This window comes from Pseudomonas sp. TWI923, from assembly GCF_039673365.1.
Classification (GTDB): domain Bacteria; phylum Pseudomonadota; class Gammaproteobacteria; order Pseudomonadales; family Pseudomonadaceae; genus Aquipseudomonas; species Aquipseudomonas sichuanensis.
This window is the reverse complement of sequence record NZ_JBDJLM010000014.1, coordinates 1-25,689: the sequence shown is the minus strand read 5'-3', so window position 1 is coordinate 25,689 and position 25,689 is coordinate 1. Positions and strand designations below refer to the sequence as shown.

At 64.5% G+C, this 25,689-nt stretch carries 26 protein-coding genes; 18 read left to right on the top strand and 8 right to left on the bottom strand.

Features of this window, described 5'->3' with window-relative positions:
• Positions 1-4 precede the first annotated feature (4 nt).
• A complete protein-coding gene (locus ABE459_RS08690) occupies positions 5-898 on the bottom strand; it encodes a LysR substrate-binding domain-containing protein (RefSeq protein WP_323831271.1) in 894 nt (297 codons plus the stop codon).
• A gap of 124 nt (positions 899-1,022) precedes the next feature.
• Here ABE459_RS08690 and ABE459_RS08685 point away from each other — a divergent pair, with 124 nt between their 5' ends.
• The 6 genes from ABE459_RS08685 (at position 1,023) to ABE459_RS08660 (ending at position 5,724) form a co-directional block, all read left to right on the top strand.
• Positions 1,023-1,538, top strand: a complete 516-nt coding sequence (locus tag ABE459_RS08685) for a glutathione S-transferase C-terminal domain-containing protein (protein ID WP_346648014.1) — start codon at positions 1,023-1,025, stop codon at positions 1,536-1,538.
• 26 nt (positions 1,539-1,564) lie between these two features.
• A complete protein-coding gene (locus tag ABE459_RS08680; RefSeq protein ID WP_323831274.1) occupies positions 1,565-2,587 on the top strand; it encodes an LLM class oxidoreductase in 1,023 nt (340 codons plus the stop codon).
• A gap of 72 nt (positions 2,588-2,659) precedes the next feature.
• Positions 2,660-3,307 (top strand): hypothetical protein, encoded by a 648-nt coding sequence (locus ABE459_RS08675; protein ID WP_258706205.1) that lies wholly within the window; start codon positions 2,660-2,662, stop codon positions 3,305-3,307.
• On the top strand, positions 3,304-3,783 hold the full coding sequence (locus ABE459_RS08670; protein ID WP_125463572.1) for a surface-adhesin E family protein: 480 nt from the start codon (positions 3,304-3,306) through the stop codon (positions 3,781-3,783). The genes ABE459_RS08675 and ABE459_RS08670 overlap by 4 nt, the downstream gene beginning before the upstream one ends.
• A 102-nt stretch (positions 3,784-3,885) precedes the next feature.
• Positions 3,886-5,157: a diguanylate cyclase gene (locus tag ABE459_RS08665; protein WP_323831277.1), complete on the top strand. Its 1,272-nt coding sequence runs from the start codon at positions 3,886-3,888 to the stop codon at positions 5,155-5,157.
• Positions 5,158-5,226: 69 nt separating this feature from the next.
• A complete protein-coding gene (locus ABE459_RS08660; RefSeq protein ID WP_323831279.1) occupies positions 5,227-5,724 on the top strand; it encodes a GNAT family N-acetyltransferase in 498 nt (165 codons plus the stop codon).
• Between the two features lie 65 nt (positions 5,725-5,789).
• On the opposite strand, the gene ABE459_RS08655 is transcribed toward ABE459_RS08660, so the two are convergent.
• On the bottom strand, positions 5,790-5,948 hold the full coding sequence (locus tag ABE459_RS08655) for a DUF2986 domain-containing protein (protein WP_125858199.1): 159 nt from the start codon (positions 5,946-5,948) through the stop codon (positions 5,790-5,792).
• A gap of 165 nt (positions 5,949-6,113) precedes the next feature.
• On the opposite strand from ABE459_RS08655, the gene ABE459_RS08650 reads away from it, so the two are divergent.
• Complete coding sequence (locus ABE459_RS08650) at positions 6,114-6,293, top strand: hypothetical protein (protein WP_125463569.1); 180 nt, start codon at positions 6,114-6,116, stop codon at positions 6,291-6,293.
• Between the two features lie 210 nt (positions 6,294-6,503).
• On the top strand, positions 6,504-7,211 hold the full coding sequence (locus ABE459_RS08645) for a tellurite resistance TerB family protein (RefSeq protein ID WP_125463568.1): 708 nt from the start codon (positions 6,504-6,506) through the stop codon (positions 7,209-7,211).
• A 24-nt stretch (positions 7,212-7,235) separates the two neighbouring features.
• On the opposite strand, the gene ABE459_RS08640 is transcribed toward ABE459_RS08645, so the two are convergent.
• Positions 7,236-8,165: a malate dehydrogenase gene (locus tag ABE459_RS08640; protein WP_323831281.1), complete on the bottom strand. Its 930-nt coding sequence runs from the start codon at positions 8,163-8,165 to the stop codon at positions 7,236-7,238.
• 286 nt (positions 8,166-8,451) lie between these two features.
• On the opposite strand from ABE459_RS08640, the gene ABE459_RS08635 reads away from it, so the two are divergent.
• Genes ABE459_RS08635 through ABE459_RS08620 form a run of 4 tightly spaced genes read left to right on the top strand, consistent with a single transcriptional unit; the run spans position 8,452 to position 11,975 of the window.
• The gene (locus ABE459_RS08635; RefSeq protein WP_323831339.1) at positions 8,452-9,435 is read left to right on the top strand and encodes a DUF1852 domain-containing protein; all 984 of its coding nucleotides are present in this window, start codon (positions 8,452-8,454) and stop codon (positions 9,433-9,435) included.
• A gap of 26 nt (positions 9,436-9,461) precedes the next feature.
• The gene (locus tag ABE459_RS08630; protein ID WP_323831283.1) at positions 9,462-10,493 is read left to right on the top strand and encodes a methionine synthase; all 1,032 of its coding nucleotides are present in this window, start codon (positions 9,462-9,464) and stop codon (positions 10,491-10,493) included.
• 25 nt (positions 10,494-10,518) lie between these two features.
• Positions 10,519-11,028, top strand: a complete 510-nt coding sequence (locus ABE459_RS08625; protein WP_323831285.1) for a flavin reductase family protein — start codon at positions 10,519-10,521, stop codon at positions 11,026-11,028.
• A 17-nt stretch (positions 11,029-11,045) separates the two neighbouring features.
• The gene (locus ABE459_RS08620) at positions 11,046-11,975 is read left to right on the top strand and encodes a LysR substrate-binding domain-containing protein (protein ID WP_323831287.1); all 930 of its coding nucleotides are present in this window, start codon (positions 11,046-11,048) and stop codon (positions 11,973-11,975) included.
• A gap of 20 nt (positions 11,976-11,995) precedes the next feature.
• Here ABE459_RS08620 and ABE459_RS08615 read toward each other — a convergent pair whose 3' ends face one another.
• From ABE459_RS08615 to ABE459_RS08600, 4 genes are all read right to left on the bottom strand, one after another.
• Complete coding sequence (locus ABE459_RS08615) at positions 11,996-12,637, bottom strand: LysE family translocator (RefSeq protein ID WP_125463564.1); 642 nt, start codon at positions 12,635-12,637, stop codon at positions 11,996-11,998.
• Between the two features lie 154 nt (positions 12,638-12,791).
• Positions 12,792-13,748: a helix-turn-helix domain-containing GNAT family N-acetyltransferase gene (locus tag ABE459_RS08610; RefSeq protein ID WP_323831289.1), complete on the bottom strand. Its 957-nt coding sequence runs from the start codon at positions 13,746-13,748 to the stop codon at positions 12,792-12,794.
• 70 nt (positions 13,749-13,818) lie between these two features.
• Positions 13,819-15,318 (bottom strand): sensor domain-containing diguanylate cyclase, encoded by a 1,500-nt coding sequence (locus ABE459_RS08605; RefSeq protein WP_322359179.1) that lies wholly within the window; start codon positions 15,316-15,318, stop codon positions 13,819-13,821.
• A 221-nt stretch (positions 15,319-15,539) separates the two neighbouring features.
• Positions 15,540-16,769 carry a DUF1835 domain-containing protein gene (locus ABE459_RS08600; RefSeq protein WP_323831292.1) on the bottom strand — a complete coding sequence of 410 codons (1,230 nt, stop codon included), beginning with the start codon at positions 16,767-16,769 and terminating at the stop codon, positions 15,540-15,542.
• A 225-nt stretch (positions 16,770-16,994) separates the two neighbouring features.
• Here ABE459_RS08600 and glsB point away from each other — a divergent pair, with 225 nt between their 5' ends.
• Positions 16,995-17,915, top strand: coding sequence for a glutaminase B (gene glsB / locus ABE459_RS08595; RefSeq protein WP_279847011.1), 921 nt, complete (start codon positions 16,995-16,997; stop codon positions 17,913-17,915).
• Here glsB and ABE459_RS08590 read toward each other — a convergent pair.
• Entirely contained in the window at positions 17,884-18,378 is a 495-nt protein-coding gene (locus ABE459_RS08590; protein ID WP_323831295.1) for an NUDIX domain-containing protein, read from the bottom strand. The genes glsB and ABE459_RS08590 overlap by 32 nt on opposite strands.
• A gap of 132 nt (positions 18,379-18,510) precedes the next feature.
• Here ABE459_RS08590 and ABE459_RS08585 point away from each other — a divergent pair, with 132 nt between their 5' ends.
• The 5 genes from ABE459_RS08585 to ABE459_RS08565 all read left to right on the top strand — a co-directional run bounded on the left by ABE459_RS08585 (position 18,511) and on the right by ABE459_RS08565 (position 25,569).
• Positions 18,511-18,972 carry a GNAT family N-acetyltransferase gene (locus tag ABE459_RS08585; RefSeq protein ID WP_125463557.1) on the top strand — a complete coding sequence of 154 codons (462 nt, stop codon included), beginning with the start codon at positions 18,511-18,513 and terminating at the stop codon, positions 18,970-18,972.
• 204 nt (positions 18,973-19,176) lie between these two features.
• On the top strand, positions 19,177-21,141 hold the full coding sequence (locus ABE459_RS08580) for a PAS domain-containing protein (protein ID WP_323831297.1): 1,965 nt from the start codon (positions 19,177-19,179) through the stop codon (positions 21,139-21,141).
• Positions 21,142-21,510: 369 nt separating this feature from the next.
• Positions 21,511-21,966, top strand: coding sequence for a (2Fe-2S)-binding protein (locus tag ABE459_RS08575; RefSeq protein ID WP_110993707.1), 456 nt, complete (start codon positions 21,511-21,513; stop codon positions 21,964-21,966).
• Positions 21,966-24,212: a molybdopterin cofactor-binding domain-containing protein gene (locus ABE459_RS08570; RefSeq protein ID WP_323831299.1), complete on the top strand. Its 2,247-nt coding sequence runs from the start codon at positions 21,966-21,968 to the stop codon at positions 24,210-24,212. Before ABE459_RS08575 ends, ABE459_RS08570 begins: the two co-directional genes overlap by 1 nt.
• Before the next feature lie 16 nt (positions 24,213-24,228).
• Positions 24,229-25,569 (top strand): cytochrome c, encoded by a 1,341-nt coding sequence (locus ABE459_RS08565; protein ID WP_323831301.1) that lies wholly within the window; start codon positions 24,229-24,231, stop codon positions 25,567-25,569.
• Positions 25,570-25,689: the final 120 nt, after the last annotated feature.

The window sequence follows — 25,689 nt, the reverse complement described above, 5'->3', positions numbered from 1 at the left end:
ACTTTCAGCTTGCCCCGGTTGCAAGCTGGCCCTCGATCCAGTCTATGAAAGCCCGCACCTGCGGGCGTTTCAGGGTCTCCTTGCGCGCGACCAGATAGTAGGCAAAGCGTGATGGCCAGGGCCGCTCCACGGCCACCGCCAGCCTGCCGCTGCGCAGGTCATCTTCGGCGAGCTGCGCCTGCACCAGGGCGATACCCTGGCCGCTGGCGGCGGCGCGCAGCAACAGCAGGTCCTCGTCATAGCTCGGCCCGCGGCGGCTGCGGTGGTCGGGCTCGATGCCGTGGGCCTGCAACCACAGCGCCCAGTCTGCGCGCTCGGCATCCTGCAACAACGGGTACTGCAGGCAATCTTCAGGGGCGTGCAGTGCCGGCCCGCTGGCGAGCAAAGCGGGGCTGGCAACTGGCAGTAACGCGGGCGATAGCAGTGTTTTCGACACAAGCCCTGGGTAATCGCCCAAACCATGGCGCAATGCGATGTCGATGCGTTCGCGCTGCAGGTCGACCAGCCGCGCCGTCGCCTCCACGCGCACCTCGATGCCGGGGTGCTGCGCGCTGAAACTGGCCAGGCGTGGCACCAGCCAACTGGCGGCGAACGAGGGCTGCGTGCTGATGGTCAGGGTGTTGGCGTTGGCCTGGATCTCGAGATCGAGCAGCGCACGCTCGATCTGGCCGAAACCGCGTGAAAGGCCGGGGTACAGGCTCGCCCCGGCTTCGGTGAGCTGCAGGCCATGGCGGCTGCGGGTCAGCAGGGTGACGCCGAGGCGGTCCTCCAGCTGGCGGATTTGCTGGCTGATGGCCCCGGGGGTGACGCCCATGTGCTCGGCGGCAGCTTTCAGGCTGCCCAAGCGGGTGGCTTCGGTGAAGGCGCGCAAGGCGAGCAGTGGCAGAACGGCTCCCATGGGATCCCTCTATTTAGAAAATCTAATGCTAGGTGCTAAAGCTATCGTTTCTGTATTCACGCCAGCATGCATAGGATAGCGCTCAGGCCAAACAACTTACGTTAGTTTTCCTGAGGCATCCAGCATGCACGACCCCACCCTTGTTCTCTACACCGACAGCTCGCCCAACGGTTTCAAGATAACCATCGCCCTCGAAGAAATGGGCCTGCCCGAGTCTGCCGCCATTCTGCTGTACCTGGCGCAGCTCAGTGGCCAGCTGCTCGCCCCACAGCCGCAGCCACGCTGGGCGGCGATCACCTGGCTGATGTACCACAGCGCCAGCATGGGGCCTCTGCTTGGCCAGCGCGTGCACTTCGAATGCTTCGAGGCCACGCCCTGCCCTGCGGCAATCCAGCGCTATCGCCACCTTACCGAGAGCACCTTCGCCACGCTCGACCAGCACCTTGCCACCCGACCGTGGCTGGCTGGCGAAGCCTATTCGATCGCCGACATCGCCACCTTCGCCTGGCTGCATATCGCAGCGTTGGTGGGCTTCGATTTCAGCAGCCACTCGCACCTCAACCGCTGGTACCGGCAAGTCGACCAGCACCCCGCCGTGCAGCGCGGCCTGCGCCTGCCCGCCCCGGCCACCGGCCCATGAAACCCCTCATCAACCAAGGAACGGTCATGCACACCACCCCCTGCGGCGCCAATGCCGCCGCCTTCGCCCATCACCCCGGCTACCGGCGCATGTTCGCCCCCGACCAGTTGACCCTGGGCATCTTCCTGCCGCTGCGCTTCTATGACGGCGACATGGCGGTACTCCAAGGGCAGGCGCAACTGGTCAGCGAGATCGACCGGCTGGGCTTCGCGGCAGCCTGGGTGCACGACGTGCCGTTGTTCGACCCAGCTTTCGGCGACGCCGGGCAGGTGTTCGACCCCTTCACCTACCTGGCCTACCTGGCCGCCCACACCCGGCGCATCGCCCTGGTGACCGGCAGCGCGATCTTCGCCTTGCGCCACCCCATCGACCTGGCCAAGGCCGCCGCCACCCTCGACTGCCTTTCAGGCGGGCGCCTGGTGCTGGGCATCGCCTCGGGTGACCGACCGGTAGAGTTCCCCGCGTACGGGATTGACCATCACAGCCGTGGCGAGCGCTTCGCGCAGAGCGTGGACTACTTCCGCCGGCTGCTGGCCGAACACCCCGGGCCGATCGACTCACCGCTGGGGCAACTCAGCGCTGCCCGGCTGCTGCCCAGGCCCGTCAGCGGGCGCATCCCACTGGTGGTAACCGGCTCGTCGCGCCAGAGCCTGCAATGGCTGGGCGAGCATGCCGACGGCTGGCTCACCTACCCCGACGCCACCCACAACAGCCTCGGCCCACGCCGCCTGGCCGAAAAGATCCGCGCCTGGCGCGCGGCGATCCCCGGCGGCGGCTTCCGCCCGCACATGACCAATGAGTGGATCGACCTGGACGACGACCCGCACTACCCGCGTACGCCTCAGCAAGGCGGCTATGTGCTGCGCACCGGGCGCCACGGGTTGATCGATTTGCTGAGGGAATGGCGCGAGGCCGGGGTCAACCATGCGGCACTGGGCGTGCAGATGGCCCGGCGCCCGGCGCAGGAGGTGATTCAGGAGTTGGCCGAAGAGGTGCTGCCGCTGTTTCCGGCATTGGCGGGGCCAGGGCCGCATGCGCAAGGCTGGTAGCTTCTGAGTTTGTAACAGCGTCCTGACGCTATTAAAATCGCGCCCTTTCACTCCACCAGGAATCTCCAAGCAATGGACATGCGTCGCCTTTTATCCTTCTCCTGCAGCAAAGCGGCCCTGCCCCTTTTCCTCGCAATGTGTTCCGGTAATGCACTGGCCAGCGGCCTCAGCGAAAGCCTGGTCTCGTGTGAGCCGTCATTCTTCAAGCACCTGTATTCTCAGCGCGCCGACCTGGGCAAGACCGTCAAGCTGGCCCGCGACGATCAGCGCGGCCTGGCCTGGCTGCCGGTGGCGGACCGCCGCGACTTCGACACCGCGTTCCAGCACTTCACCCCCGCTGTCGACGACCAGGGGCTGCGCCTGACCAGCTACTACGACCGGGTCATGGACCTGGGCAAGCAAGGCACTTACTACTTCTGGGGCTTCGAAATCGATGCCAGCCGCGAGCAAGTCATGGCCAAGTTGCCGCAGGCCAACTGGCAGGAGGCCGGTGAGTACTTCATTTCCAGGCCACGGATCAAGCTGAACGCCAATTCCGCCTGGCAGGACAATACCTCCGCTGCCGAGGGCATCGCTCCGGCGGCGGGCTCTGCGGAAAAGCTGCTGATGCTCAGCGTCGAGGACGGCAAGACCCGCTTGCTCTGTTCGTTGCAGGGCAGCGTCGATGAGCGTCTGTTGCAGCAGGAACGCCCGGATGTGGCGCAAGGAACCACACGATGAAGCGCCTGCCATGCCTGGCCGCTGTAGTGCTGCTGGGCGGATGCGCCCACGGCACTGTGCCGCACAAAGCCGTGACCGAAGCACCGGCCACGGCCCCAAAAGGCATGTTCAAACTGCTGGAGGACGCCGAACTGGCAACCTACTTCGACGCCGACTCGGTCGCCCTGTACCAGGGCAATCGGAATTTGCGCCAGTTCTACCTGATCAACAATTACCTCGGGCCCGCCGCCCCCGGCGATAAACCTCCAGCGATCCGCAGTTCGCGGGCGACCCGGGTGATCAATTGCGAGCGGGACGAAATGGCGCAGTTCGGCCGGGTGTATTTCTCCCAGCCCTTTGCCCTGGGGGATGAAGTGGCACGCAAGAGCGACATTGCGCAATGGGGACCGTTGGAGCGCCAGTCGCTGATCGGGAAGTTGCGCGATGTGATGTGCAACATCGATGCGGCGCATCTTCAGGCGGGTAATCCGGGTTAGCTGGTTCTGTGAAACAGGGTTGATAACCTTTGCCGGCGAACTGCCATCATTAGTTGGGCATAATGCAGCTATTTTTCAGCCTCTTGGATCAGTCGCTGCCCGATGATTACCCTGTTCGTCATCCTGCTCGCCACCCTGCCCAGCCTGGCGCTGCTATGGCTGCTGCATCGCCAGCGCCAGCAGCACCGCACCCTGCTGGCAGGGTTGGACGTGGGCATGGTGCAGCTGGCCCGTGATGGCCGGGTGTGCTGGCACAACCCGGCTGCGGCCGAACTGCTTGGCTGTGCCAACACGCCGCTGCTGGGCCTGCGCCTGCAAGAACGCCTACCGCAGTTGGCCACGCCAGCCGGCTCGGTGCAGGTCACAGGTGACGATGGCCAACCGCGCGCGCTTTACATCAGCCAGCAAGGCACGGCCAATGCCAGGCAATGGCTGCTGATCCGTCCGATCCTGGCCGAGGCCGAACGCTTCCAGCGCAGCCAGTATTTCGCCCGTATCGGCACCTGGGACTGGGACATCGACACCAACCATCTGTACTGGTCCGACGCCATCTACGGCATGTTCGGCTATGCGGTCGACGAAGTGACACCGAGCTACGAACTGTTCTGCAACGCGGTTCACCCGGACGATCGCGCCCATGTGCGCGCCGGCGAATTGCGCTGCATCGAAACCGGCGAGAACCACGACGAGGAATACCGGGTGGTCTGGCCGGACGGTACGCTGCACTGGCTGCGCGAGACCGGCAACGTGGTCAAGGACGAACGTGGCACGCCGATCAAGATGATGGGCGTGGTGCGTGATATCACCGAGGAGAAAGCCTGGGCCAACCAGTTGCACCGCCTGGCACACCATGACCCGCTGACCGGCCTGCCCAACCGCCTGGTGTTCGAGGAGCGCCTGGAGGGTGCCCTGGCCTTGGCCCGGCGCAGCCACAGCCGTGTTGCACTGGTATTTATTGACCTCAACGGCTTCAAGGCGATTAACGACAGCCTTGGCCACGCAGCGGGCGATCAGGTGCTGCAGGCCACCGCGGCCCGCCTGCACGAGGCACTGCGCAACTCGGACAGCGTGGCGCGCCTGGGTGGCGACGAGTTCGTCACCGTGCTGGAAGGCCTATCGGCCGAGCGCGCCCCCGAGGAAGAGGCTCGGGTGATCGCGCAGCGGTTGCTGTTGCCGCTGGAGGCCCCCATCCGCCTGGGCGAAAGGTTGCAACGGGTCGGCGTCAGCCTGGGCATCGCGCTGTTCCCCGATCACGGGCAGACCCGCGACCAACTGATCCATGTTGCCGATCTGGCGATGTACGAAGCCAAGCGCAGCGGCGACAACCAGTACCGCCTGGGCCAGGCGCAGGCGCTGCGCGCCCGTAATGGCTGAAAAACAATGCAGCACCCTTGCGCTGCATTTTCTATCATGGCGGCCTCTGACTCTTTACCCGAGACCGCCATGCCCCTCCCCGCCTTCCGCACCGCCACCCCTGCCGACGTCGACCGTTGTTTCGAAATCGAAATCAGCGCCTATGAAGGCGACGAAGCCGCCACCCGCGAGAAGATCGCCACCCGCATCGCCCAGTACCCGCAAGGCTTCCTGATCATGGAACTGGCGGGGCAAGTGATCGGCTTCATCAACTGTGGCTGCGCCCACAAGGTAGTGATGTCCGACGAGGCATTCAAGGAGCTGGTGGGCCATGACAGCGCGGCGCCCAACGCCGTGATCATGTCGGTGGTGATCGACCCGGCCCACCAGGGCAAAGGCTACGCCAGCCTGATGATGCGCACCTTCGTCGAGCGCATGCAGGCAATGGGCAAGCGCACCCTTCACCTGATGTGCAAGGAGCGCCATGTCGAGCTGTATGCGCGCATGGGCTACCGCTACGTCAAGCCTTCGGCTTCCGACCATGGCGGCATGGCCTGGCACGAGATGGTGATGGTGCTGCCGGGCTGAGGCCCATCAGCGGGCCTGCGTCAGCCGGATGATTTGCCGCGCAATGAGTGCGCGCAGGGGCAGGTTCAGCTTTCGGCGCTGGTATCTGCCAGGGCGCCGGCTTCGGCCGCCAGCTTCGCCCGGTCGGCCTTGCAGATGTATTTGGGCTTGCGCGGCGCCAACTTGGCACTGGCCTTTTTCGCGTGGGCTTTAAGGAGCTGCTTGATCTTTTTCTGGCGGTTCATTGGGTTGTCCGGGTAGGTCGGGCTTGATGCACAGGCGCCATCATACCGGCCAGCAGCACCGTCGGCGACGGCAAGCGCTGCACGGCATTGCTGCTTGTTGGTCGGCAACGCGATACCCTCGCCCACCACACAGAAGTCTTGAAGACTCGATGCCAGGAGCATGGGATGCAAAAGCTGTTGTTACCGATCGCCATTTTCGTGAGCGTGATTGCCGTGGGCAAAGTGTGCGAACACTACGCCATGGACCCGACGCTGAAAGTCGGCCTGCTGTGCCTGGTGGCAGCAGCAATACAGATCGGCTTTAACCGATATCAACGTTCGCGTCAGCGCAACACCAACACTTGATCCACGCGCCAGGCGACTTGCCCGGTGGCCTGATTGCCACTACCACTCCCTGCCACCCCCCTGCCACCCCCCTGCCCGATCCGGCAGCATCCAGCGCAAGTCCAACAGAGCATCACCCCGTGTTTCCCATCGGTCAGGCGGTCATGGCAGATCGCCTTGAGAGGGCTATCGTTGCTGTCTGGGCAACCACTACCAACCGAGGGCGGCGCCATGAACACCAGTGATCTGCTCGAGCAGTTACTCCGGGCCGGGCAAAGCTCGCAAGCGCAACAAGGGAACGGCGGCACTTCATCGCCAGACAGCCTGGGCGGTTTGGGTGGCTTGCTTGGCGGCCTGCTTGGCGGCGGCGGCAGTTCGGCTGGCGGCGGCCTTGGTGGTTTGCTGGGCGGCCTGTTGGGTGGCGGCGGCAGCGCTGGCCAGGGGCGCTCCGCGGGTGGCCCCAATTACGCGGCCCTGGCGTCGCTGGGCATGATGGCGTTCCAGGCCTATCAAAGCTGGCAGCGCAGCCAGGCGGCAGCCCCGCAACAGGCCCTGCGTACTGTCGATCAATTGTCCGGCCCCGAGGCCGAGGACCACAGCCATGCCATCCTGCGCGCGCTGATTGCGGCCGCCAAGGCGGACGGCCGCATCGACGAACAGGAAGAGCAGCTGATCTACGCCGAAATCAAACGTCAGACCAGCGACCCGCAACTTCAGCAATGGCTGGATGAAGAAGTCAGCAGGCCGCTCGATGCCGTGCAGGTGGCTCAGTCCGCCCGGGACCCGGCCATGGCCGCAGAGATGTACCTGGCCAGCGTGATGCTGGTGGATGACCAGCAGGACGCAGAGCGGGCCTACCTTGACGAACTGGCCAGCGCACTGCAAATCGATCCGACCTTGCAGTTGCACCTGGAACAGCAGGCCAAGGGAGGCGCCTGAGCGGGCTGCGACACGCTCACCTGCTTACATCGCTTTCATTTCTGCGATGTCACGCATCACCTGGTCGGCAGAATGATCGAACATCGCCTGCTCCTGCGCATCCAGGGGCAGCTCGATCACGCGCTTGATCCCTGCTTCTGCCAGCACACAAGGCACACCCATCGCGATATCCTTACGCCCGTACTCGCCGTCGAGGATCGCCACCGTCGGCAAAATGCGGTTGCGCCCATTGGCGATGGCATCGACCATCTGCGCGATGGCCACACCGGGTGCATCGCAGGCGCTTCCCAGCTTCTTCAAGCCCAGAATCTCGCCGCCACCCTGGCGGGTACGCTGCACGATCCGCTCGATCTGCTCGGTTGACAGGAACTGGGACAAAGGCACCGAACCGACCGCGCAGTAGCGCATCAACGGCACCATGCTGTCGCCATGGCCGCCGAGTACCAGCGCCGTGATGTCGCGGGCGGAAAACCCGGTTTCCTCGGCAATGAAACACTTCATGCGCGCGGTATCCAGCACCCCCGCCTGGCCGAATACCTTGTTGCGCACCAGCCCACTGCGGGACCAGGCCCGATAGGTCAGCACGTCGACCGGGTTCGACACCACCAGCAGCGTCGCCGCCGGCGCATGGCGCATGATATCCAGCAGGATGCTGTCGAGAATAGGCAGGTTGATGCTCAACACATCCTGACGCGATTGCCCTGGTTTGCGCGGCACACCCGCGGTAATCACCACCAGGTCGGAGCCTTCCAGCATCTTGGCATCGGACCCGCCAAGCACCCGGGTATCGGACCCCGACTCGATGGCCGCCTGCCACACATCCAGCGCCTTGCCCTGCGCCAACTCGCCCTGCACATCGATCAACATCAACTCGCGGCACAGCTCTTCCCGGGCGATGACCTGGGCCGCCGCCTCGCCCACCATGCCGGCACCTACAATCGATAACTTGTTCATCTACCACCTCCCGCAGTGCGCGAAACCCGCAGCGCGCACGCCTGTACAGAGAAGTATCGACCCCTGGCGCCAGAAGGCCACTGGAAGCTGCGTTCTCGACCCAAAGCCGACTTTCATTGCATCGCCCCATGCTGTTCTGCCTGGCTGGTCGTATTGAGCAGCGCAGCAGTCATGAGCGCGACTAAAGGGCTTGTGAAATCAATTCAGTTCCACTCGCTCAGTACCGCCACATAAAATACATGCCAATTGCAGTGTTTATGAATATTTGAGTGGGACCCCGATCATGGTGAAAACGGATTTTGAATTTTCCATCAAGCGCATTCGCTTCGACGAAAATTATCAGCCCTCCGAAAATACCCGTCTCACGACCAATTTCGCCAACTTGGCGAGGGGTGCGAGTCGTCAGCAAAACTTGCGCAATACCTTGCGGATGATTGACAACCGCTTCAATGCCTTGGCGCACTGGGACAATCCAAATGGGGATCGTTACAGCGTCGAGCTTGAAATCATTTCCGTCGAAATGAATATCGATGCCGAAAGCGCCGATAACGGCCTGCCGCTGATCGAACTGTTGAAAACACAGATAGTCGATCGAAAAACCGGCGAGCGCACGGCCGGCATGGTGGGGAACAACTTTTCGTCTTACGTGCGCGATTACGACTTTAGCGTGCTGCTTCTGTGGCACAATAAAAACCAGCCTGCGTTCAGCACGCCAGAGCATTTTGGAGAACTGCACGGAAAGTTATTCAAGCACTTCGTCAGTTCAACAACCTATAAAGAGCACTTTGCCAAGCAGCCTGTCATCTGCCTGAGCGTTTCCAGCAGCAAGACTTACCATCGCACTGAAAACCAGCACCCGGTACTGGGTTATGAATATCAGCAAGATGAACACTCGTTGACCGATGACTACTTCGCCAAAATGGGCATGAAGGTGCGTTATTTCATGCCGCCGAACAGTGTGGCGCCATTGGCCTTCTATTTTTCCGGCGACCTGCTCGGTGACTACAGCAACCTTGAACTGATCAGCACCATCAGCACCATGGATACCTTCCAGAAGATCTACCGCCCCGAAATCTACAATGCGAACTCTGCGGCAGGGAAATCCTACCAGCCCAGCCTGAAGCATGAAGATTATTCGCTGACGCGCATTGTCTACGACCGAGAGGAACGTAGCCGGCTGGCTATCGAGCAGGGGCGCTTTGTCGAGGAACACTTCATCAAACCTTATCACTCGATACTTGAGCAGTGGTCCGCCAACTACGCTGCCTGACTCTTCAGAAATACAAGGCCATCTTCATGAAAAAGCTGTTACCCACCTCGACGGCAGGTAGTTTGCCCAAGCCCTCCTGGCTGGCACAACCCGAGACACTCTGGTCACCCTGGAAACTGCAAGATCAGGCATTGATCGAAGGTAAACAGGATGCCTTGCGCCTGTCATTGCAGGAGCAGCAACACGCCGGCATCGATATCGTCAGTGACGGCGAGCAAACCCGCCAGCACTTTGTAACCACCTTCATCGAGCACCTGAGCGGCGTTGATTTCGAGAAGCGTGAAACCGTGCGCATCCGTGATCGCTATGACGCCAGCGTACCGACAGTGGTGGGTGCTGTAGCGCGGCAAAAGCCAGTGTTTGTCGAAGATGCCAAGTTCCTGCGTCAGCAAACCGGGCAACCGATCAAATGGGCGCTGCCAGGCCCCATGACCATGATCGATACGCTGTATGACAACCACTATAAAAGCCGCGAAAAACTGGCCTGGGAATTCGCCAGGATTCTCAACCAGGAAGCCAGGGAGCTGGAAGCTGCCGGCGTTGACATCATCCAGTTCGATGAGCCGGCATTCAATGTGTTCTTCGACGAGGTCAATGACTGGGGGGTTGCCACCCTGGAAAGGGCCATTGAAGGCCTCAAGTGTCAAACCGCCGTCCATATTTGCTACGGCTACGGCATCAAGGCCAACACCGACTGGAAAAAGACCCTGGGGTCGGAGTGGCGGCAATATGAAGAGGCCTTCCCCAAGCTGCAAGAATCCAGCATCGATATCATCTCGCTGGAATGCCACAACTCCCACGTCCCCATGGACCTGATCGAGCTTATCCGCGGCAAGAAAGTGATGGTCGGCGCCATTGACGTGGCGAACCACGCCATTGAAACGCCCGAGGAAGTGGCCAATACCCTGCGCAAGGCACTTCAGTTCGTCGATGCCGACAAGCTTTACCCTTGCACCAACTGTGGCATGGCCCCCCTGCCCCGTCAGGTCGCCCGCGGCAAGCTGAGTGCCTTGAGCGCAGGCGCAGAAATCGTCCGCAGAGAACTCCTGGCCAATTAAGGGCAGGTCAACGTCAGGTCCCACCATGTCACTTTCCACCACTGCCATCGAGCCCTCGCGCTTTCGCGAAGCGCTCGGGCACTACGCCTCCGGCATCACGGTCATCACCTCGCTCATCGATGGCGAGCCGCTCGGCTTCACCTGCCAGTCGTTCTATAGCGTGTCGATGAGCCCGCCACTGGTGTCATTCAGCGTGATGGCCAGCTCGGCCAGCTATCCCGGCATGCGCCAGGCGGGTCGCTTTGCGGTGAATATCCTGTCGGGTGAGCAGGTCGGGATTTCCAACCAGTTCGCCCGCAAAGGCACGGACAAGTGGCATGGCGTCCAATGGCAGGCATCGCCTTTGGGCAACCCGGTCATCGCCGGCAGCCTGCACTGGCTCGATTGCCAGATTCACGCCGAACACGCGGCCGGCGATCACCTGATCGTCATCGGTGAAGTGAAAGCGTTGAAGCTGCATGAAGCCTCGGCTACGCAACCCCTGCTGTATTTCAAAGGAAACTATTGCAACCTCGCCGCGCCTGGCGCGGCTTGAGGCTTTGCCTTCTGCTCATGATCGACTTGAGACACCTTCGTACACTGCATGCCTTGCGCGAAACGGACAGCCTGCCCGACGCCGCCGAGCGCCTGCACCTCACGCAGTCGGCGCTGTCGCACCAATTCCGCGAGCTGGAAAACCGCCTCGGCATGCCCGTGTTCGTGCGCAAGTCCAAGCCGGTGCGCTTCACCACCGCCGGCCTCAAGCTGCTGCAACTGGCCGACCAGGTACTGCCCCTGATCCGCACGACGGAACGCAACCTGGGCAAACTGGCTGGCGGCACGGCCGACCGGCTGCACATCGCGATCGAATGCCACAGCTGCTACCAATGGCTGATGCCCTCGCTGGACGAATTCCGCAGCGCCTGGCCAGACGTCGAACTGGACCTGGCATCGGGGCTGTCGTTCGCGCCACTGCCGGCCCTGGAGCGGGGGGACCTCGACCTCGTGGTGACCTCCGACCCCATACCCCTGCCCGGCATCACCTACGTGCCGCTGTTCGGCTACGAGGCCATGCTGGCCATCGACAAACATCATGCCCTGCGTGAAAAACCCTATGTGGAACCTGCCGACATCGCCAGCCAGACCCTGATCACCTACCCGATCGAGCGTAACCGCCTGGACATCTTCACCCGCTTCATCGAACCGGCCGAGATCGAGCCGGCCCAGGTGCGCACCGCAGAAATGACGATCATGATGATGCAGTTGGTTGCCAGCGGCCGTGGGGTTTGCTGCCTGCCGAACTGGGCAGTGCATGAATACACTTTGCGCGGTTATGTGCTTGCCAAGCGCCTGGGCGAGCAAGGTCTGCACGCCACGCTTTACGCAGCGGTTCGCAGCGACATGCTCGAGGTGCCCTACATGAGTGATTTCCTGCTCACGGCCAAGGACATTTCCTTTGCCACGCTGGAGGGCGTCAACACGGTGTCGACGCCCGTGGCCTGAGCGCTACACCGACGCCTGCCTCACACCCCTTGCCGGCGCATGGTCAAAATCGCCGCGCCAAAACCAATGAAGGTGGTCCCCACCACTCGGCTCACCCAGCGCGACAGCGCCGGCCGGGTCAGCACGCCCTTGGCCCGGGTGGCGAGCGCGGCATACAGGCTCAGCGACGCCAGCGACAACGCCATGAAGATGCTGGTGAGGATCAGGAACTGCGGCAGCAACGCGGCGCCCTGGTCGATGAACTGCGGGAACAGCGCAGTGAAGAACATGGTCGCCTTGGGGTTGGTCACCGCCGTGAGGAACGCCGACTTGTACAGTTTGCTGGGCGTGGGGCTGGCCTTCTTCGCGCCGTCCTCGAGGCCGTCCACCAGCATCGGGCTTTTCTTCAGCAACTGCTTGGCGCCCAGGTAGAACAGGTAGCCGGCACCGAGGATCTTCACCGCGTTGAACAGCCATTCGGAGCTGGCCAGCAATGCACCGAGGCCCAGCATCGCCGCCGCCGACAGGCAGAACAGCCCACTGGCGTTGCCCAGCGACGACCACACCGCGCTGCGTTGCCCGTGAGCCAGGCTGTTATTGATCGCCATCAGCGTTGCGGGGCCAGGGCTGGCAATGGCGATCGCGGCGACCAGGGTGAAGGCAAGAATCGAGTGGGCATCCATTTTCAAGGACTCTGCGGGAGTGGAGCCAGCAGCTTACAGAAGCTTGCTGATAAACGCTCGCCCCCGTACTAGAGCGGGCCAGTGCACCGTGCGCATGCGCTTGAGCACAGGCTTGCGGACGCGGATGCTCAGGGCAAGTGAGCGCAATGGCAGGCTACCGCGGCCCCACCCGCCGCACGAACTGCTGCTCGATGACCTTCGCGCCCCACTGATTACCGGGCGCCTCGTGGGTAAGCTCGAAGCCGAACGACTCATACAGGCGCCGCGCCGCGTCCAGCCCCTTGAATGTCCAGAGCTCGATGGCCGAGAACCCCTGCCGGTCGCAGAACGTCATGGCCTCGTGAAGCAAGCGGCGGCCCGCGCCAGCACCTCGGCAGCCGTCGTCCAGAATGAACCAGCGCAGATGGGCGGTGCTGTCGCCATGGCCCTGCCCATCAATGGCCACCGAGCCAACGATGCGCTCCCCTTGGCTGGCCACCCAGATAGCATTGCGCGGATCGTCCAGGCGCCCGATGAACTCGGCCACGCCAGTGGCGACCTTGCGCTCGAAGTACGACCCGAAGCCTGAGTGCCGGGCGTAGTACACCCCATGCATTTCGGCAATACGGCCGATCAGACCGGGGCGGTAACCGGAACTGATCTGGATCGCGCTGGCTGGCTTTGTCTCGGTGCCCAGGCGATGAGCCTGCAGCGCCTGGGCATAGGCTTGCAGCCCTTGCGCCACGCCCTGCTGTTGCGCGGTATCAAGTACGGCAAGCGCGCTGCTGACCTGGGCCTGGCCAAAGGCATGGATCGCCTCGACCGTGCGCTGGCCCTTGGCGGTCAGGGTGAGGCGTTTGGTACGGCCGTCTGCTTCGCCAGCGGCTTCTTCGACCTCTTCGGCATCGATCAACCTGGCGACCATGCGGCTGACGCTGGACTTCTCCAGGCCCAGCAGCTGCACCAACTGCGCCGCCGTCAACGCGCCACAGTTGCCCAGTTCCAGCAACGCATGCACCGCCGAGGGCGAATGGGCAGTGCCCGCCAGGGTGTTGCCCATGAAGCCCAGCTCGCGAACCATGATGCGTGAAGCGCTACGGATCTGCTCCACCAGGGAAGGATCGATGTTCATCTGTCAGCCTCGCCAGCAATTAGTTGCAACATACAACCATATACCGAAAATGCTGTCCAGCTCGCCTGCGTCAGGCACAGGCCTGCTGGTTGCGCCCGGCGCCCTTGGCGCCATAAAGCGCCTGGTCAGCCCCGTCGATCAAGGCCTGGCCGCTGTGCAGTTGCGCCCCCGGCACCGAGGCAATGCCGACGCTCACGGTAACCTGCCCAAAGGGGCTGGTGCGATGCTCGATGTTTCGCTGGCTCAGCCGCTCGAGCACATGCCGTGCCACCGCCTCTGCCCCATCGCGCTCGGTGTTGGGCAGGATGACGCCAATTTCCTCGCCGCCATAGCGCGCCACCAGGTCACCGGCGCGCCGGACACAGGCCTGCAGCACGTGGCTGACTTCGCGTAGGCAGGCGTCGCCGGCAACATGCCCGTAGGTGTCGTTGTACAACTTGAAGTAATCGATATCGATCATCAGCAACGCCAGGCTCGTGCCCTGGCGCTGGGCGCGCTGTACTTCCAGCGCCAGGGTTTCATCGAAACAGCGGCGGTTGGCAAGGCCCGTCAGGGCATCGTTCATCGCCAGGCGTTCGAGCTGCTGGTTGGAGTCCAGCAACTGTTGCTGGGTGACCCGCAGTTCACCCTCCACGGCGGTCCTGCGGCGGATATCGCGGATCAGCATCCAGCCGATGACGCCCGTCAGGCCCAGCAGGCCGGCCACCACCAACAGCGACACCAGCGCTTCGAGCTTCCATGCCGCCAGCACTTCGTGCTTGCCCACCGCGACCGTGGTCACCAGCCCCAGCCGGTCGTTCTTGCGAAAGGCATACAACCGCTCGACGCCATCAAGGCTTGAGGTGAACGACGCAGTCCCCACGGATTGCTCCACCAGGTACTTGGCATAGATCGGCGACTTGGCGAAGTTGCGCCCCATGTCCTGCTCACGGAAGGGATAGCGCACCAGCATCGAGCCGTCGGTATAGGACAGGCCGATCGCGCCCTCCTGCCCGACATCGATCTGGCCGAACAGGCTCAGGAAGTTCTGCACCCCCAGCGTCACGGCCACCACCCCGGCAAACGCGCCATCGGCGTCATTAAAACGGCGGCTGATGGTGATCACCCACTCCTGGTTGGAGCGGCTGCGGATCGGCAGGCCGATGAAGGGCTCGCGCGAAGGATCGTCGCGGTGATGGATGAAATAGGCCCGGTCACTGCTGTTGGCACCTGACGGGATCGGCCGGTTGGACGACATCAGCCAGCGGCCTTGGTTGTCGTAGATGGTGACACCGCTGAGCTGCGGCATCAGCGGCTGCTGACGGCTCACCAGGGTTCTGAGCCGCTCGATCTGCGCCGGACCGCTGCCTTCGGTCTCCAGGCGCTCGACCAGGCCAAGCAGCAGCAACGAGCTCTGGCGCACGATGCCTTCGGAATAGGTCGACAGGGCCTGGGTCAGGTTCAGCCCATGGACGTTCACCTCCTCCAGCGCACGCTCCCGGGAAGCCATGACTTTCCACAGAGTCAGCGATGCCAGCGAACAACCAATAACCAGTAGCAAGAGCACAACGAGGTGGATGTCACGCTTCACGTCAGTACCTGATGGAGATTCCGAATTCTCAAGCTGGCTGCCATTACCTGCAGGCAACGGCACAAGGCGCATTCCTGGCCATGGGCAAGGATACAAGGAGTCGCGTAGCAGCGCAGTAACCACAACTGCTGCAAGGGGAAAACGTTTGCTATGCGCGACGCATTTTGCCGCGGTGTCGACGCTTGAAAAGCGACGACGCGCGGCGCTGCGAACTCAGGTGTTCATCGCCGCCACACCTGCCCTGCCTCATTCACTACCCAGGGCGCCTGGCCAGCAGCGATCCGCACCCCGCCCACCCAACGCTCGGCCGGCTGTTGGTCAAGCCAGTTGGCCTGCCTGCCCAGCACCTGCTCACCCAGCGCCGTAAGGCGTAACGGACGTTGTTGCCAGCTGTCGCCCTCGCCTTCGAGCAGCAATGGCCGTGGGCTGTCGATCAACGGGCGCAGCAGCACGCCGAACATCATGTCCCCCAGGTAAGGCAGTGGCTCCTCGTGCGCCATCAGTTCGGCGAACACCCGCGCCGCCGGCTGCTCGCCCAGGCGCGCGAGAATGCGCAGGGTCAAACGCTCGGTCAGGCTCAGGCCATCCTCGGCGCCGGGCAGTTCCTGCAGCTGACGCGCCAGCGCACCCTGCAGCAGCGGCAGGGCCGCATGCGGGCGGCTGGCAAGCTGCGCCCAGGCGCGCGGGTCTGGTGCGGTGTAGGCGGCCCAGGCCTGCCGCGCCAGGGCCAAGGCGTCCTCGCCGAGGACGCGCCGTTGTGGCCACAGCCAAGCCAGTACATCAGGGGCCAGTTGGCCGATACCGACAAAGTGCTGCACGCCGGGAACCTGGCAGGTTTCGATCAGTTCCAGGCGACGCGGCAGGCACGGCAAGCTGGCCAGTACGCGAATCAGGAACAGCTGGTCGTAGGCGTCCGCCTCGCACCAGAGGACCATTTCGCTGTCGCTGTTCAACTGCGCCAATGCTGCGCGCTGCCTGGCCTGGCGCTGTTCGATATCCTGCGCCGGGAGCTTGAACGCCCGCAGTACATACTCGGTACGTACCTGCCAGTAAGCCGCCTCTGGCAACGCCGGCACCGGCCCCATGACCATGGGGTCGTCGAACATGTGGAAGGCACCGGTAAACCCGGCGATGCGCAGGCTGTGCTCGATATCGTTGCCGCAGCGCCAATGCTGCACCTGCGCTTCGCCGTCGGCGGCAAAACCAGGGTGGCGGGCAGCGAAATCGACTGCATCGGCATGGGCCTTGAGCTTTGGCCAGCTGGGGAAACCGGCTTCGCGGGCGACCAGCCACTGGGTGTCGGCCAGCCGGTACTCGGGCCCGAGCAAGCCAAGGGCGCGTAGTTGGGCGCAGGTTTCGTCATCCAGGGTTTTCAGCAGGCGCTTGGCGCGCTTGCGCAAGGCGGGCAGGTCAATCAGGCCGTGATGGCGGGATGCATGAATGGCGGGCATGCCAACTCCTTGTGGGGCTCGGTCCGCCGACAAGCCGGGAGCTGGAATGTAAAGAAATCGTGCTGTGCCTGGGCAACCCCTTCGCGCGGACCGCGGGCGCAGCGAACGCCTGGGGCGAGACTCTAGCGGCTGGCGGCGCTTGATGCAATCGATGTGCTCCGAAGCCGCTGGCCTGCGTCTATCAGGACTTCCCGCAAGCGCTGCCCTTTCGCCCCAGGTCCCCCGATGCAAGCACTTCTGCAAGAGATCCTCGACCACGTCCGCCCCCTGCTCGAACAAGGCCAGGTGGCGCAATACATCCCCGCCCTCGCCCAGGTCGAACCGCGCCAGCTGGGCATCGCCGTGCAGGGCCTGGACGGCCAGTTGCACTGCGCGGGTGACGCGCACACGCCGTTCTCGATCCAGAGCATCTCCAAGGTGTTCAGCCTGGTCCAGGCGATCAACCACAGCGGCGAAGGCATCTGGTCGCGGCTGGGCTACGAGCCGTCGGGGCAGGCGTTCAACTCGCTGGTGCAGCTGGAGGTGGAAAAAGGCCGCCCGCGCAACCCGTTCATCAACGCCGGCGCCCTGGTGATCTGCGACATCAACCAGTCACGCTACGCCACCCCGACCCTGTCGATGCGCGACTTCGTCCGCCGCCTGGCGGCCAACCCGAAGATCGTCAGCGACAGCGTGGTGGCCGAGTCGGAATACCAGCACCGCGCGCGCAACGCGGCCATGGCCTACCTGATGCAGGCCTTCGGCAACTTCCACAACGATGTCGACGCGGTGCTGCGCAGTTACTTCCACCATTGCGCGCTGTCGATGAGCTGCGTCGACGTGGCGCGTGGGTTCGCCTTCCTGGCCAACAACGGCTATTGCCCCAACAGCGGCGAGCAGGTGCTGAGCGCGCGCCAGGCGCAGCAGGTGAACGCGATCATGGCCACCAGCGGGCTGTATGACGAGGCCGGCAATTTTGCCTACCGGGTGGGTTTGCCCGGCAAGAGCGGCGTGGGCGGCGGCATCGTCGCGGTGGTGCCGGGGCGCTACAGCATCTGCGTGTGGTCACCGGCGCTCAATGCCGCGGGCAATTCGCTGGCGGGGCTGCGGGCACTGGAGCTGTTGAGCGAGCGGATTACCGGGTCGGTATTTGCGGCGCTGTCGTAAGATCCGGCGCCCAAGCAAATACGCCCTCTTCCTCCAGTTTGCCAACCAACCATTGCGGCCATACGGTGTCGGTGGTCGCCCGCAGTTCCTCGGCCGACCACCAGCGATGGTCGGCAATCACCGCGCATTCGTTTGCAGTCCACTCGGCGTTGGACAGCGCGCCTTGCACCACCTGCACGATGAAATAGCGCTCCACCGACAGCACCTCTTCGCCGCTCGGCAGCACCAGCGGGAAGCGGCGTTCGGCGATGGACTCACCCACCGCATCGATGACGATGCCGGTCTCTTCACGCAACTCGCGAATGGCCGCTGCCTCGAAGCTCTCGCCCGCCTCCAGCCCGCCGCCCGGCGTAGCCCAGTAATCGTCACCGGCCAACGCGCCTTGCGTGTGCACGAACCTGAACAACAGCACCCGTCGCTGCGGGTTGATGACCAGCAGCCGTGCCGATTTGCGCTCGCGCATATAGGTGTCCTTACTCGCGTGGGGTAACAGGCCTGGCATTGGCGCACGTGCCAAAAAGTGCGCCATCATACGCGAGCGCCCCGGCGCCGGTACCCCTGGCCTGCAACAAGGCCTCACTTGAAAGGAATGCCCATGCTCCGCCTGGATTGGCTCGAAAACCACATGCAGCACAGCGACACCCTGGCGCTATGGCTGCACCAGCAGTTCCACTACGAATTCGCCGACCTGCCCCTGCCCGACTGGCAAAAGGCATTCTCCGATGGCCAATACAATGGCCAGTGGCGCTGCCTGATCGCCCTCGACGGCGACCATCTGCTGGGCAGCGCCGCGCTGGCCACTGACGACCTGCCCGAGCGCCCCGACCTCGGCCCTTGGCTGGCCTGCGTGTTCGTCACCCCGCAGGCGCGTGGCCAGGGCCTGGCCGAGCAACTGATCGACGGCATCTGCGAACAGGCGCGCACAACCGGCATCACGACCCTTTACCTGCATACCCACGATCAGCAGGCGTATTACCAAAAGCGCGGTTGGCGCCTGCTGGAGCGCTTCGAGGCCTGGGGCGAGGAACATTGGTTGATGTCACGCGAGCTGGGCTGAAACGCCAAGGCGCTGGCCCGCGTGATCCCACAGGGAATTTTTTGCCACATCAGGGGATCGGATGTCGCAGACACTTTTTTGCAGGTGCAGGTGTTGCGCTGATCCCGGCAAGGTCAGGGCGCAGCGGCTAATCTGAACATTCGATCATCAGGCGCGCGCACCTGAGGAGCCCGCCAGGCGCACGAGACTTCAGGACCATTACACATGCCCAACAGCCGACCAGAACCCCCGGCAGTCCCCACATTGGGCCGCGCGCTGCTGGACAGCGAGCTGCGCTTGCGCTTGCTGGCGACCGCGAGCAGCACCGCGATCTATCGCATGAGCCCTGACTGGCAGGCCATGCATCAACTCAGCGGCGAGGGGTTTCTGCAAGACGCCACACAACCCGACCCGCAGTGGATCGAAACCTACATCCCCCCGCAAGACCGGCCCAAAGTGCTCGCCGCCATCGCCAAGGCGATAGCCGAGCGGGCCATCTTCGAACTGGAACACCGCGTATGGCTGCCAGACGGCCGCTTCGGCTGGACCCTGTCGCGGGCCGTGCCGATCTTTGACGACCACGGCGAGATCATCGAATGGTTCGGCGCTGCGGTGGACGTGACCCAGCAGCACGAAATGATGGCCCGCCTGCGCGAGAGCGAATCGGCATTCAAGACCATCGCCGACACCGTGCCGCAATTGGTCTGGGTGGCCGACCAGAACGGGCGCTTCGAATTCTTCAACCAGCGCTGGCACGACTATTTCGGCGAAACCGGCCAGCAAGAGGCTTTCCACTGGTATGCCGAAACCTGCGTGCACCCCGACGACATCGCCGCCGCCGAGCAAGGTTTTGCCCAGGCCCGCGCCAGCGGCCAGGTGTTCGAGAGCGAACACCGCCTGCGCCACCACGATGGCAGCTACCGCTGGTTCATGGTGCGCGCCCAGCCCTACCGCGACCCTGAGAGCGGCGCCCTGCTGCGCTGGTACGGCACCGCGGTGGACGTGCACGACCGCCATGACGCCGAGCAGCAACTGCGCACCTTCAACCAAGCACTGGAAGTCCAGGTGCAAACCGGCTCTCGCGACCTGCAGGCGGCCGAAGCGCAGATGCGCCAGATGCAGAAGCTCGAAGCCATCGGCCTGCTCACCGGCGGGGTGGCCCACGACTTCAACAACCTGCTGACGGTGATCCGCAACGCCGCTGAGCTGATGCGCCGCAAGCCGTTGCCCGCAGAGCGCCAGCAGCGTTACCTGGACGCCATCCTCGACACCACCGACCGCGCCGCCAAGCTCACCAGCCAACTGCTGGCCTTCGCCCGCCGCCAGGCACTGCGCCCGGAAGTGTTCGCGGTGCTGCATCAGGTCGAACAGATCGCCGAAATGCTGCGCAGCATCGTCGGCGCGCACATGCAGGTCCTGGTGCAGGGCCCCGCGCAGCCCTGCTACATCGAGGCGGACCTGAACCAGTTCGAAACCGCCCTGGTCAACCTGGTGGTCAATGCCCGCGATGCCATGCAGGGGCAAGGCACCATCACCCTCACCATCCAAGTCACCGATGGCCAGGTCACCATCGCCGTGACCGACGACGGCCATGGCATCGCCGCCGCCGACCTGGAGCGGATCTTCGACCCGTTCTACACCACCAAGGAAGTCGGCAAGGGCACCGGGCTGGGGCTGTCCCAAGTGTACGGATTCGTCCATCAATCCGGTGGTGCGATCAGCGTGCAGAGCACTCCCGGCCAGGGCACCACCTTCACCGTGTCGTTGCCCGCGGTGGCCGCCCCCGCCCCCGACCTGGCAGCGACGCCCGAGGCCACCCTGGCCAGGCCCAAGGGCCGCATCCTGGTGGTCGAGGACAACCTGCAGGTACGTGAATTCACCGCCAACCTGCTGACCGACTTGGGTTATGCCACCAGCCTGGCCCACGACAGCATCAGCGCCCTGGCGCTGCTGGAAGCCGGCCAGCCGCGCATCGACCTGGTGCTGTCGGATGTGGTCATGCCCGGGGTCAGCGGCATGGAACTGGCCCGCACCATCAAGCGCCGCTGGCCCGACATCGCGCTGGTGCTGACCAGCGGCTACAGCCAGGTGCTGGCCGACGATGCGCAGCCCGGCGTGGAGGTGTTGAACAAGCCGTACTCGGCCGAGCAGTTGTTGCGTGCGTTCGAGGCTGCGACCAAGCGGTCCTGAACGGGTGGCCGGGCTCACACATCCCCTGTAGGCGCGGCCTTGCGCCGCGAAAGGGCTGCGCAGCAGCCCCGGCGATTCTTGTTGCGTAGCTAAATCTGGGGCCGCTTCGCGACCCTTTCGCGGCACAAGGCCGCTCCTACAGTGGACGTGCAAGCCCGTTCAGTGGCCGCACTAGCGCAATCCGCTGGAATGCTTGCCTGATCCTCTGAACCTGCGGGCCCATGGATGGGAAACCCGGCGCCCCAGGACTAAAGTTCGCTCAGGTTTGACAACTGTTGCCAACAGAGGCGGCGCCTCGCTGCGCCACCCTGCCCATAACGATCCGACATCAACCGATGATCAGCACGATGAGCCATGGAGCCCACCATCATGGAACTACGAATCAACCAGAAGACCTACCAGGTTGACGCCGAAGCCGACACCCCGCTGCTGTGGGTGATCCGTGACGATCTCGGCCTGACCGGCACCAAGTACGGCTGCGGCCTGGCCCAGTGCGGCGCCTGTTCGGTGCTGGTGGACGGCAACGTGGTGCGCGCCTGCGTGACGCCGGTGGCCGGGGTGGTGGGCCGCGAGGTGACCACCATCGAGGCGATCGAGGCCGACGCCATCGGCAAGCGGGTGGTCGCGGCCTGGGTCGAGCACCAGGTGGCGCAGTGCGGTTATTGCCAGTCCGGCCAGGTGATGGCGGCCACCGCGCTGCTCAAGCACACCGCCAAACCCAGCGATGCGCAGATCGACGCGGCGATGGTCAACCTGTGCCGCTGCGGCACCTACAACGCCATCCATGCTGCCGTGCATGCGCTGGCCCAAGGGGAGAACGCCTGATGAGTACGCGCATCGACACCCCTGAAGACTTGCTCAAGCTGCCCGTGGGCGAAACCGTCAATCTGTCGCGCCGCCGCTTCCTCGCCGGCACCGCCGTGGGTGCCCTGGTGCTCGGCTTCGGCCTGCCACTGGGCGCGCCACGGGTACAGGCTGCGGCGGCAACTACCGAGCGCGGCACCCAGGTGCCGGCGTTCCTGGAAATCCGCCCGGACGGCAGCATTCGCCTGCTCAGCCCGTTCATGGAAGGCGGCCAGGGCACCTTCACCGCCATGGCGCAGATCGTCGGCGAAGAGCTGGACGCCGACCCCGCCAACTTCGTGGTCGACAGCGCACCGCCCGGCGAGGCCTATGTGGTGATGGAAAACGGCATGCGCATTACCGGCGGCAGCATGTCGGTGCGCATGAGCTACCCGACCATGCGCCGCCTCGGTGCGCTGGCCCGGGCCATGTTGATGCAGGCTGCCGCCGAGCAGTGGGGGGTGCCGGTGAGCGAACTCGGCACCGAGCCGGGCAAGGTGATCCATGCCGCCTCGGGCCGCTCGCTGGGCTACGGCGAACTGGCCAGCCGCGCCATGGACCTGCCGGTGCCGGACCCGGCCGGCATCACCCTGCGCGACCCCAGCCAGTTCCGCTGGATCGGCAAGCCGGTGCGGCGCCTGGATGCCTACGACAAGTCCACCGGCAAGGCCGTCTACAGCATCGACGTCAAACTCGACGGCATGCTCCACGCCGCCGTGCAACATGCGCCGCGCCTGGGCATGACGGTGGGTAGCCTGCGCAATGAAGACCAGGTCAAGGCCATGAAGGGCGTGCACTCGGTGCATCAGTTGCCCGGTGCGGTGGCGGTGGTCGCCGAACGCTGGTGGCATGCCAAACGGGCGGTCGAAGCCTTGCAGGTGGACTGGCAGGCGCCCGGCGCCGACAGCAAGGTGCGGCCGATGCCGGCGGACTTTTCCAGCGCCGCCTGGCTTGAACACCTGGCCAGACAGCCCGGCACGCCCCGCGATGACGAGCATGAAGGCGATGTGGCCGCCGCCCTGGCCAGCGCCAAGACCACGGTCGAGGCCAGTTACCACAACCAGTACCTTAACCACGCCCAGCTCGAGCCACCGTCCGCCACCGCGCGGTTCAACCCCGACGGCACCCTGGAGGTGTGGCTGCCCAACCAGGCGCCGGACATGTTCCGCGACGATATCGCCAAACGTACCGGCCTCGACGCTGCGCAGATCACCCTGCATTCGCCGTTGCTGGGCGGTTTCTTCGGCCGGCACTTCCTCTACGACTCGGCCAACCCCTACCCCCAGGCCATCGCCCTGGCCAAGGCGGTCGGGCGCCCGGTGAAACTGATCTGGACCCGTGAGGAAGAGTTCCTGCGCGACGTGCTGCGTCCGGTGGCTGCGGTCAAGTTCCGCGCCGGGCTGGACGCCGAAGGCTTCCCGGTGGCCATCGAGGCCGTCAGCGCCACCGAAGGCCCCACCGAAGCCCTGGCCGGCCAGCAGGGCGAAAAACTCGACCCCACCGCCCTCGAAGGCTTGTCGGGCAAGGCCTACGCCATCGCCAACAAGCGCATTGCCCAGGTGTATGTGAAAGGCCCGGCCATGCTCGGTTACTGGCGCTCGGTGGGCAATTCGTTGAACGACTTCTTCTATGAAGCCTTCCTTGACGAACTGGCCGACAAGGGCGGCCACGACCCGTTCGAGCTGCGCCTGCACCTGCTGCGCGACAATTCGCGCCTGACCCATCTGCTGCAAGCGGTGGGCGAACTGTCCGGCGGCTGGAAGCGCGGGCCGTTCACCGCCGAAGACGGCAGCAAGCGCGCCCGGGGCGTGGCCATGGCCTCGCCGTTCGGCTCGGAGGCAGCGGTGATCGCCGAGGTGTCGATCGACGGCGGCCAGGTGAAGGTGCACGACATCTGGCAGGCCATCGACCCGGGCAGCATCGTCAACCCGGCGATCATCGAGGCCCAGGTCAATGGCGCGGTAGCCCTGGGGCTGTCGCAGGCACTGGTGGAGGAAGCGGTGTGGCTCGACGGCATGCCGAGGGCGCGCAACTACGACCTGTACCCGATCCTGCCGCCTTCGCGCATGGCCCGGGTGCATGTGCGCATCGTCGAGAGCGGCGCGAAGATGGGCGGCATAGGCGAACCGCCACTGCCGGCGGTAGCGCCTGCGGTGGCCAACGCGGTGGCGCGGTTGACTGGCCAGCGCATCCGCAGCCTGCCCCTTAGCCGCTACAGCTTCAGCTGACCCGACAGGACCGCCCATGAACAACCGTCGCTTCGCAACAACTGCGGGCTGGCTGGCCCTGCCGTGCCTGGTCGCGGCAGGCCTGCTGGCCTGGTACGTCACCCGCGAGCCTACCTCGCCCTTCACAACCGATACGCCAGTGGACGCGGCGCTGGTCAGCCGTGGCGAGTACGTCGCCCGGCTCAGCGATTGCGTGGCCTGCCACAGCCTGCCCGGCCAGGCGCCGTTCGCCGGCGGGCTGGAGATGGCAACGCCCTTGGGGGCGATCCATGCCACCAACATCACCCCCGATCGCCAGCACGGCATCGGCGGCTACAGCCTGGCCGACTTCGACCGCGCCGTGCGCCACGGTGTCGCACCGGGCGGGCGCCGGCTGTACCCGGCCATGCCCTACCCGTCCTACGCCAAGCTCAGTGACGACGACGTGCGCGCGCTGTACGCCTTCTTCATGCAGGGCGTGCAACCGGCCAGCCAGGCCAACATCGCCAGTAGCATCCCCTGGCCGCTCAACCTGCGTTGGCCGATCGCCCTGTGGAACGGCCTGTTCGCGCCGAACACGCCCTATGCACAGAAACCCGGGCAGGATGCGCTGTGGAACCGTGGCGCCTATATCGTCCAGGGCCCCGGCCACTGCGGCAGTTGCCACACCCCGCGCGGCCTGGCGTTCAACGAGAAGGCGCTGGACGAGGCCGGTATGCCCTTCCTCGCCGGCGCCCTGCTCGACGGCTGGTACGCGCCGAGCCTGCGCCAGGACCCCAACACCGGGCTGGGCCGCTGGAGCGAGGCGCAGATCGTGCAGTTCCTCAAGACCGGGCGCAACCAGCATGCCGTGGTGTACGGCTCGATGACCGAGGCATTCAACAACTCCACGCAGTTCATGGCCGACGATGACCTGGCCGCCATCGCCCGCTACCTGAAATCGTTGCCGGGCGACCCGCAGCGCGACGGCGCGCCCTGGCAGTACCAGGCCGTGTCCGCCGCCAGCCGCCTGGAGGCGCCCGGCGCGCACACCTACGTGACCCGCTGCGCCAGCTGCCATGGCCTGGATGGCCAGGGCCAGGCCGAGTGGATGCCGCCGCTGGCGGGCGCCACCTCGATGCTGGCCAGCGAAAACGCCTCGGCGATCAACATCACCCTCAACGGCTCGCAGCGCATCGTCGCCGCCGGGGTGCCGGATGCCTACCGCATGCCGGCGTTTCGCGAGCAGCTCAATGACCGAGAGATTGCCGAGGTGCTGAGTTTTGCCCGCGCCACCTGGGGCAACCAGGGCGGCGCCGTGGACGCCAAGGCGGTCGGCAAGTTGCGTGAACATACCGACCCGGCCAGCAGCAGCCCGATCATTTTGCATATGCGTTAACCCAACGCTGCCCTGTAGGAGCGGCCTTGTGCCGCGAAAGGGCTGCGAAGCGGCCCCAGATTTCTGCGCCGAGATGAAGATTGCCGGGGGCTGCTTCGCAGCCCTTTCGCGGCACAAGGC

Coding starts and splice junctions, on each gene's coding strand:
- ABE459_RS08690 (WP_323831271.1), bottom strand. CDS start 898: ATGGGAGCCGTTCTGCCACTGCTCGCCTTGCGCGCCTTCACCGAAGCC.
- ABE459_RS08685 (WP_346648014.1), top strand. CDS start 1,023: ATGCACGACCCCACCCTTGTTCTCTACACCGACAGCTCGCCCAACGGT.
- ABE459_RS08680 (WP_323831274.1), top strand. CDS start 1,565: ATGCACACCACCCCCTGCGGCGCCAATGCCGCCGCCTTCGCCCATCAC.
- ABE459_RS08675 (WP_258706205.1), top strand. CDS start 2,660: ATGGACATGCGTCGCCTTTTATCCTTCTCCTGCAGCAAAGCGGCCCTG.
- ABE459_RS08670 (WP_125463572.1), top strand. CDS start 3,304: ATGAAGCGCCTGCCATGCCTGGCCGCTGTAGTGCTGCTGGGCGGATGC.
- ABE459_RS08665 (WP_323831277.1), top strand. CDS start 3,886: ATGATTACCCTGTTCGTCATCCTGCTCGCCACCCTGCCCAGCCTGGCG.
- ABE459_RS08660 (WP_323831279.1), top strand. CDS start 5,227: ATGCCCCTCCCCGCCTTCCGCACCGCCACCCCTGCCGACGTCGACCGT.
- ABE459_RS08655 (WP_125858199.1), bottom strand. CDS start 5,948: ATGAACCGCCAGAAAAAGATCAAGCAGCTCCTTAAAGCCCACGCGAAA.
- ABE459_RS08650 (WP_125463569.1), top strand. CDS start 6,114: ATGCAAAAGCTGTTGTTACCGATCGCCATTTTCGTGAGCGTGATTGCC.
- ABE459_RS08645 (WP_125463568.1), top strand. CDS start 6,504: ATGAACACCAGTGATCTGCTCGAGCAGTTACTCCGGGCCGGGCAAAGC.
- ABE459_RS08640 (WP_323831281.1), bottom strand. CDS start 8,165: ATGAACAAGTTATCGATTGTAGGTGCCGGCATGGTGGGCGAGGCGGCG.
- ABE459_RS08630 (WP_323831283.1), top strand. CDS start 9,462: ATGAAAAAGCTGTTACCCACCTCGACGGCAGGTAGTTTGCCCAAGCCC.
- ABE459_RS08625 (WP_323831285.1), top strand. CDS start 10,519: ATGTCACTTTCCACCACTGCCATCGAGCCCTCGCGCTTTCGCGAAGCG.
- ABE459_RS08620 (WP_323831287.1), top strand. CDS start 11,046: ATGATCGACTTGAGACACCTTCGTACACTGCATGCCTTGCGCGAAACG.
- ABE459_RS08615 (WP_125463564.1), bottom strand. CDS start 12,637: ATGGATGCCCACTCGATTCTTGCCTTCACCCTGGTCGCCGCGATCGCC.
- ABE459_RS08610 (WP_323831289.1), bottom strand. CDS start 13,748: ATGAACATCGATCCTTCCCTGGTGGAGCAGATCCGTAGCGCTTCACGC.
- ABE459_RS08600 (WP_323831292.1), bottom strand. CDS start 16,769: ATGCCCGCCATTCATGCATCCCGCCATCACGGCCTGATTGACCTGCCC.
- glsB (WP_279847011.1), top strand. CDS start 16,995: ATGCAAGCACTTCTGCAAGAGATCCTCGACCACGTCCGCCCCCTGCTC.
- ABE459_RS08590 (WP_323831295.1), bottom strand. CDS start 18,378: ATGCGCGAGCGCAAATCGGCACGGCTGCTGGTCATCAACCCGCAGCGA.
- ABE459_RS08585 (WP_125463557.1), top strand. CDS start 18,511: ATGCTCCGCCTGGATTGGCTCGAAAACCACATGCAGCACAGCGACACC.
- ABE459_RS08580 (WP_323831297.1), top strand. CDS start 19,177: ATGCCCAACAGCCGACCAGAACCCCCGGCAGTCCCCACATTGGGCCGC.
- ABE459_RS08575 (WP_110993707.1), top strand. CDS start 21,511: ATGGAACTACGAATCAACCAGAAGACCTACCAGGTTGACGCCGAAGCC.
- ABE459_RS08570 (WP_323831299.1), top strand. CDS start 21,966: ATGAGTACGCGCATCGACACCCCTGAAGACTTGCTCAAGCTGCCCGTG.
- ABE459_RS08565 (WP_323831301.1), top strand. CDS start 24,229: ATGAACAACCGTCGCTTCGCAACAACTGCGGGCTGGCTGGCCCTGCCG.